This is a genomic window from Campylobacter sp. BCW_4319, from assembly GCF_001764435.1.
In the GTDB taxonomy this organism is placed as follows: domain Bacteria; phylum Campylobacterota; class Campylobacteria; order Campylobacterales; family Campylobacteraceae; genus Campylobacter_D; species Campylobacter_D jejuni.
In genome coordinates this window covers 25,606-32,149 of record NZ_MKAQ01000011.1, presented here as the reverse complement: position 1 = coordinate 32,149, position 6,544 = coordinate 25,606, and the positions used below count along the sequence as shown (strand labels likewise).

Annotated in this window: 2 protein-coding genes and 3 pseudogenes; all 5 read right to left on the bottom strand. The window is 28.7% G+C overall.

Features of this window, described 5'->3' with window-relative positions; genetic code table 11:
• A pseudogene (locus tag AJN56_RS04770) lies at positions 1-1,719 on the bottom strand (ShlB/FhaC/HecB family hemolysin secretion/activation protein); the annotation flags it as partial.
• A 58-nt stretch (positions 1,720-1,777) separates the two neighbouring features.
• Positions 1,778-1,918 (bottom strand): annotated as a pseudogene (locus tag AJN56_RS08610) (hypothetical protein).
• 28 nt (positions 1,919-1,946) lie between these two features.
• A complete protein-coding gene (locus AJN56_RS04765; RefSeq protein ID WP_250539083.1) occupies positions 1,947-3,566 on the bottom strand; it encodes a filamentous hemagglutinin N-terminal domain-containing protein in 1,620 nt (539 codons plus the stop codon).
• Positions 3,567-3,662: 96 nt separating this feature from the next.
• Positions 3,663-3,791 (bottom strand): hypothetical protein, encoded by a 129-nt coding sequence (locus tag AJN56_RS08890; RefSeq protein WP_002853440.1) that lies wholly within the window; start codon positions 3,789-3,791, stop codon positions 3,663-3,665.
• A 111-nt stretch (positions 3,792-3,902) separates the two neighbouring features.
• Positions 3,903-6,223: pseudogene (locus AJN56_RS04760) on the bottom strand (hypothetical protein).
• Positions 6,224-6,544 lie beyond the last annotated feature (321 nt).

Below are 6,544 nucleotides of genomic sequence, written 5' to 3'. Positions count from 1 at the left end.
CCAAAGCTCACATAAGCTTTAGAACTATAATCATCATCTAGTTTATACTTCTTTAAAGCTCTAGCTAAATCAAGCTTAACATAAAAATTCCCTGTTTTATTATAAAGCAGTTGTAAACCATAAGCATCCATATAGTTTGTATAAGAATCATTCTCATACCAAGAATAACCTATATCATAAAAAGGAGTGATATAAAAATCTTTTAAAGGAGTAGCCATTCTAAGTCCAAAGCTAGCCACTACAGCATTATCTCCTTCTCCATCTCCATTATTATAAGCCCTTACTCCATAAGGACCTCCTAAAGATATAGTTTCACTACTATCTAATGTAGCTCCATTGATAACTTGTTGATAATTTAAACTAAAAAGATGAGTAAAGGTATCATTAAAGAAATAAGCATTGTTAAGATTGACATTGAGTTTAGCAAATTTTCCAAATTCTACTCCACCTACTTTGCTTGTTCCTATACCTACTATAGTCATACCTTCATCTTTAACATTACCATAGCTTACATTAGCACTATAAGAAAAACTATCATTGCTAATGCCATTATAAACTCCTTCTATACCAAAGCTTATCGTATCAGAGCTTTTATCAAAGGTTAAAATATCAAATTTAGAATCACTAAGTTTTTTATGATAATAGCTTGAAGTTAAATAAAAAGAATTATAAGTCGTAATCCACAAAGGATATTTTAAATCTATACCTAGATTTTCAGAAGTTCCTATAAAGTCAAATTCTCTCCAAATTCCCCCTAAAGCATAGTTTCCTTTAGAATAACTTGGAGTGATTTTTAAATTCCCTAAGAAAAGTAGTATAGCTTATACCATAGTTAGTTTGTGCTTCATCGCTTCTTTGCAAATAAGCATTAAGACTATCTCCTTGATGAGCTATGTTATTAAAACTCATACTAGCACCACCCCTATATCTACCTGATTCTTTTATACCGTAATTATCTCCATAAAACAATACAGAAACAAAGCTATCACTAGGGGTAGTTTCTATCACTACATCTGTTTCACCTGGATTATCTCCTGCTTTTAAAGAAGCAAGGGTTTGTATGCCATACATTTCATTGACTTTATAAACTGCATCTTCTACTAATTTAGTAGTGATGATTTCACCTTTGTGATTAGGTAATTTACTTTCTATAGCATAATCTCTTACACTAGAATTGTTTTGAACCACATATTTACCTAAAACACCTAAGGTGATATTGATTTGAATTTGATCTTTTAGTTCTTGTTGTGGGATATAAGCTGTAGCAGCAGGATAACCACTAACTTGAACATAATAAGAAATGATATTGGCTATATCTTGTAAGTCTTGAACTGAAATACTTTCTTTTTTGTAATCGTTTAAGGCTTCTTGTAAAACTTGCTCATCTAAACCTAGATCTTTAAAGTTTATGTTTTTATTGGTAATATGAAAGCTAAAGCTAACTTTATGAATTGATTCTTCTTTAGAAGTATTTTTTAAAGAAGGAGTGTTTGAATTTGGGGTTTTAGTTTTTAAAGTATTATCATTAGACAAGTTAGGTTGATTTTTTTGAGTGTTGTTATTATCTTTTTGAATGTTTTTCTTTGTGTTAGTGGTTTTTGAATTATTATCATCACTAGTATTAGAATGATCTATGATAATCACTCCATCTTTTACTTTTAAAGTGTTATTGTAGTTTTTTAAGTTAGCATCTTCTTTATAAGGAGATTGTTCTAACATTTGTATGGTTTTTTTATTATCTTTAGTATCACTAGCATAAAGGCTTAAGATAGCTAAACTAGATAGTAAGATAATGCGTTTCATTTAAATTTTCCTTAGTGTTTGTTTGATTTTTAATCTTTAAATTTTGTTTGTTTTATTAATTTTTAACAAGATCCAAAAGGCTTTTAACCTTTTGGATTTTAATCATCTTGAGCAAGGATTTCCTGCTTTAAAATTATCCGATACTATACAAGCATTACCACTTTCTTGAGTGCTGCTTCATCTATACTTGCTTGTTTATCATCTTTATTGATATTTGGATCTTCATCTGTAGTTTGCATAAGCAAAGCTGTAGCAATGTCAGGCTCTTGTTGTCCTATGGTATCATTTGGGTTATTATTAGAACCGTTGTTGTTACCATTGTTAATATCACCTGAATCGGTTCCATCGTTTCCGTTGTTGGAACCACTATTGTTATCATTAGGCTTGTTAACAGTTTTATAATCTGCAAGATATTCTCCATTAACTGTGAGTTTATAACCATCTATGCTTACACTTGCTAAAGTTTCATTAGAACTTTTTAAGCTAGAATTATTACTTGCTGTAGTGCTTTCAAGGTTAGCTTCAGCATTTTTTAAATCATTATATGCTTTATCTAAAACAGTTTTTAAAGCAGTTATAGTTTCACTAGCATTACTACCCGTTACTCCACTTAAAGCAGCATTGTATTTTTTCACTGCTTCATTGTAAGCATCTACAGCTTGATCGTAAGCTTTTTGAATATTTTTTTGTTGTTCGGTTATTTTAGGAATTTGAGAAAGAATTTCCTTTGTTTTAATAATGGCTTGATTAGCTTTTCCTAGATTACCATAAGAATTTCCCAATACTTCCTTTAAAGCGTTTGCAAATGTTGCATTATTGCTATCTTGAGTTTGTCCATATAAAGCAGTAATAAAATCCATACTTTGATTAATGCTTGCTAAATCATCAGCTGTTAATAGTTTTCCATCTTTATAAAATTTGCTTAAATCTTCAATGTTAACACTAGAATTAAATTTTAAGTCATTAAATATAGAATTCATAACATTAGCGTCGATATCTGTTGAAGTTATTTTATCATTGGTTTCATAAACAACTTGGTTATTAGCAACAAACTGTTCGACTGGAGAACCTTTTTGAATACCATAATTCATACTTCCACTTGCAATAGAATAATTAGATTTCAATATAAAATATAATAAATTTGCCCTAAATGAAATTGGGTTATCAGATATAAATAAACCTACATTTTTATTCTCATCATGATGAGCCACTTCATTTCCTATCAAAGTGACATCGCTTTTACCTTCTATAACTCCTAGATTAATAACATTGCCATTTAATTTTGCAATTACAGGAGACAAACTTAATCCTAAACCAAATATTGCATCTGTGTCACTTACACCATTTGCAAATCTTTGCATATCTTCATTGCTAACTGATGAAGTGGACAAATACACTCTATTTGCATTAATACTTCCACCTTTACCCACTACTATACCATTAGGATTGATTAAAAAGATATTATTGCTTCCACCTTCTAGCTTTCCATCTATATGAGAGCTTTTAGAACCATAGACAATATTTAAGTAGTTATAGCCACTACCTTTAAAATTTACAGTTTCACCACTTGCTATATTAAAACCACCACCCCATTGGATAACAGAGTTTGTTTTACTTCCTGAGATATTCATAGTGCCATTGCTTGAACTTATACTTCCACTTGTTCCATGAGTGAACTTACCCCCACTTGGTAAAGCATAGCTTTGTGTAAAAAGTAAAGAACCTACAACTAAAGACAAAGAAAGTTTATTTAACTTTTTCATGACTTGCTCCTTTTTGTAAGATTAAGATTTAAGAATCTTTTGTTTATATTTATAAAAATACAAGCAAAAGATTCCTATCTTTAAGATAGGAATGATTTATTTTATCTTTGCGTAAATGCTTTTACCATCTTGGGATATTCTTACTTCATAAGAAAGTTTTTGTAAATTCATCTTTTTTAATCTATCTATAGAACTTAGTTTAAAATCTTCTTTGTTTTTTTGCATTTTTTCAATAAAGCTTTGAAGTTCTTCTTGATTTAAAGTATTAGAATTTTCATCTATAAAACCTTGCTCACTTTATAAGATTAAGATTTCTTTATTTTTAAGGTAGGGGTATTACTCTTTGAGGGTATAAAGAGCCAATACTTTCTCGCTAGAAATATTAATAGGAGCATCGTATGTGACTTCAAAAGGGGAGTTGTGTTGATTTTATTGGATACAATAAGATAATAATGCTCAAAGTTATTAATAATTCTAGCTTCAACTTTAGTATTTAAATCAGTCTATTGTTTTTACTTAAACTGATATCTGAAGGAGTTATAGCATTAGAAGCACTATAATTATCTTCATAATGTACTAAGGCTCCTGCTAATATATCTATGAAAGTGTTTTTAAATATATTAAATTCCCACCTATATAAGGTATTATTATAAGATTTAGCTTCACTTAAACCTGTAATGGCTGAAGGAGCTATAAAAATAGAATTGTTATTTTTATACTCATCAAGATTAAGATTGTTTATGATTAAGGTATTATCATGGCCATTGTTTGAAAGTCCAGCTATAATACTTAAAATCCCTTCTCTTTTATCTGAAGCTACACCCAATAAAGTATCATTGATAATGATTTTATTATAAGCAGCTTCATTATAAGCCATAATCAAATAAGCATTATCAGCTGCATTAGAAGAATAGTTTTTTATATCTATGGTATTATGATTGGCTTTATCCAAAGCTCTTATGATGATTTTAGAACCTTTATCTATATTACTTGCATCAGTAATGCTTTGAACATTGTTGTAATTTATAGTATTATAAGAAGCTTCTTTGGCTTCTGTTAATACAGTTAGATTTCTAAAAGAAGCAAAATCTTTAATCGATACTTTATTGTTATTAGCACTACTAGGATAAAAGTCTTGATTATTAAGAATATTTTTCTTAGCTGTATAAATGTATACAGGTAAGGTTGACATAGAATTATTAATATAAACTTTATTATAATCCGCACTGCCTTCTAAGGTTCTAGCAGCTACAATATTTAAAGCATCTTTATAGCTTTGAGAAAGATCGGTTGTGGTAAGATCGTTTTTAATGTTAATGGTATTATGATTAGCTCCTTTAGTTGCAAAGCCACCATAAAAAGAATGTTGGTTATAACCTAAGAAGTTATTAGCGATTTCTAAAGGATGTTTTAATTCTATGTTTAAGGTATTATAATTTGCTTCTCCATTATTAGAAGCTCCTGCATAGAAGTTAAACAAAGCTTGAGTAAAAATGTTCTCATTGTTTTTATCTTTTTTTAGGTTTTTAATATCTTTTAATATTGATAGTATTATCTAAGGCTTGTCCTTGTTCGGTTTTTCCACCCCAAAAATCAGCAAATAAAACAGAATTATAAGCTAGGGGTTGTTTATCATGGTTCATATATATATCAAGATTAAAACCATCTATGTCTAAAAGGTTTTTACTGGCTTGAAAGTTTTTATCTGTTCCACTATCTATATAACCTGCACTAATATGAGCAGCAGCTAAACTAGCATAAGCTTTGCTTGGACCATGGATAATCATATTAGCATCTTTGATAAAGATTTTATTGTTTTTTACATTGCCTTGATAAGCTAAACCACCTACAAGGTGAGTGATTCTTTCGTCAAAGGTATTATTACCATTTTTATCTTTTTTAGGTAAGGAAGTAAAAAACTCTACACTGCTACCTGCTTCTATATTTAAACTATTATTTGTAGAATCTCCATAAGTGGCTATAGCTCCAATTAAATAAGGAGCACCATTTAAGGCTAAATCATAAGTGTTCTCAACTCCCATACTAATATGAGCATCTTTTTGAAGTATGGTTTGGTTATAGCTTGCATTACCATAATGAGTAAAGGTAGAACTCATTAAGAAATTCATGCGTTGATTGCTTTTAGAATTACTAGGGTTTTTTATATGAGTATCTTTAGGTTTAAGATAAAAAACCGAACTAAGTTCTCCTTGTTCTAATATAAGTTTATTATAACTTGCATCAGCATGATCGGTTTTTACTGTGATTAAAAAAGGAAGCACTCTAACTGTTTTTATACTATGATCGGCTGTATTAACACCATGCCTTGCTTTAAAAGAAAGAACTTCATCTTCTCTCATATCAGGAGTAAGTAAATAATGTTTAAAATTTAAATCGTTTATATTTATAATATTTGGTTTAGGATTGTTATAAATTAAAGTAATATTGTTAATATCTTGTTTAGAACTCTTAGCATAATAATTTATACCTTGGAGTTTTTTATAAGTAGAATTGCTTTTATCATAAAGTTCGCTATCATTAAAATAATGCTCTGGGATATTGAAATTTCGATTGTCTGTAGTATTTGCTTGAGTGGCTGCAAAAGCGTTGATGCTTAAGAAGGTAACAATAGAAAGTCTAAAACAAAATTTCTCTATACCCCCCCCCGTGAAGTTAAAAAGCTTAATAGCTGGCATAGATGTCCTTGAATATTGATTATTATATTTTAACTATTTAACAATATCTGTAAATATCATTAAAAGTAAGCGTAATTATAATTATAATATTCTTAAATATATATTAATTATAAATAAAATATTTAAATAATATTAATAATAAAAAAGTTATTTTTTAATTTTATTTTTATAATATATATTTAATATTATTAAAAAGCTTTATTAAATTAAGATTGGACGGAATTTTTTAATATAAACTAAAAAGCGATATCAAAGAATTTCCGTTGTATAATCTAATGTTTT

What these genes read in the sequence shown, in the direction of transcription:
- AJN56_RS04765 (WP_250539083.1), bottom strand. Translation starts at nt 3,566, where the DNA reads ATGAAAAAGTTAAATAAACTTTCTTTGTCTTTAGTTGTAGGTTCTTTA.
- AJN56_RS08890 (WP_002853440.1), bottom strand. Translation starts at nt 3,791, where the DNA reads ATGCAAAAAAACAAAGAAGATTTTAAACTAAGTTCTATAGATAGATTA.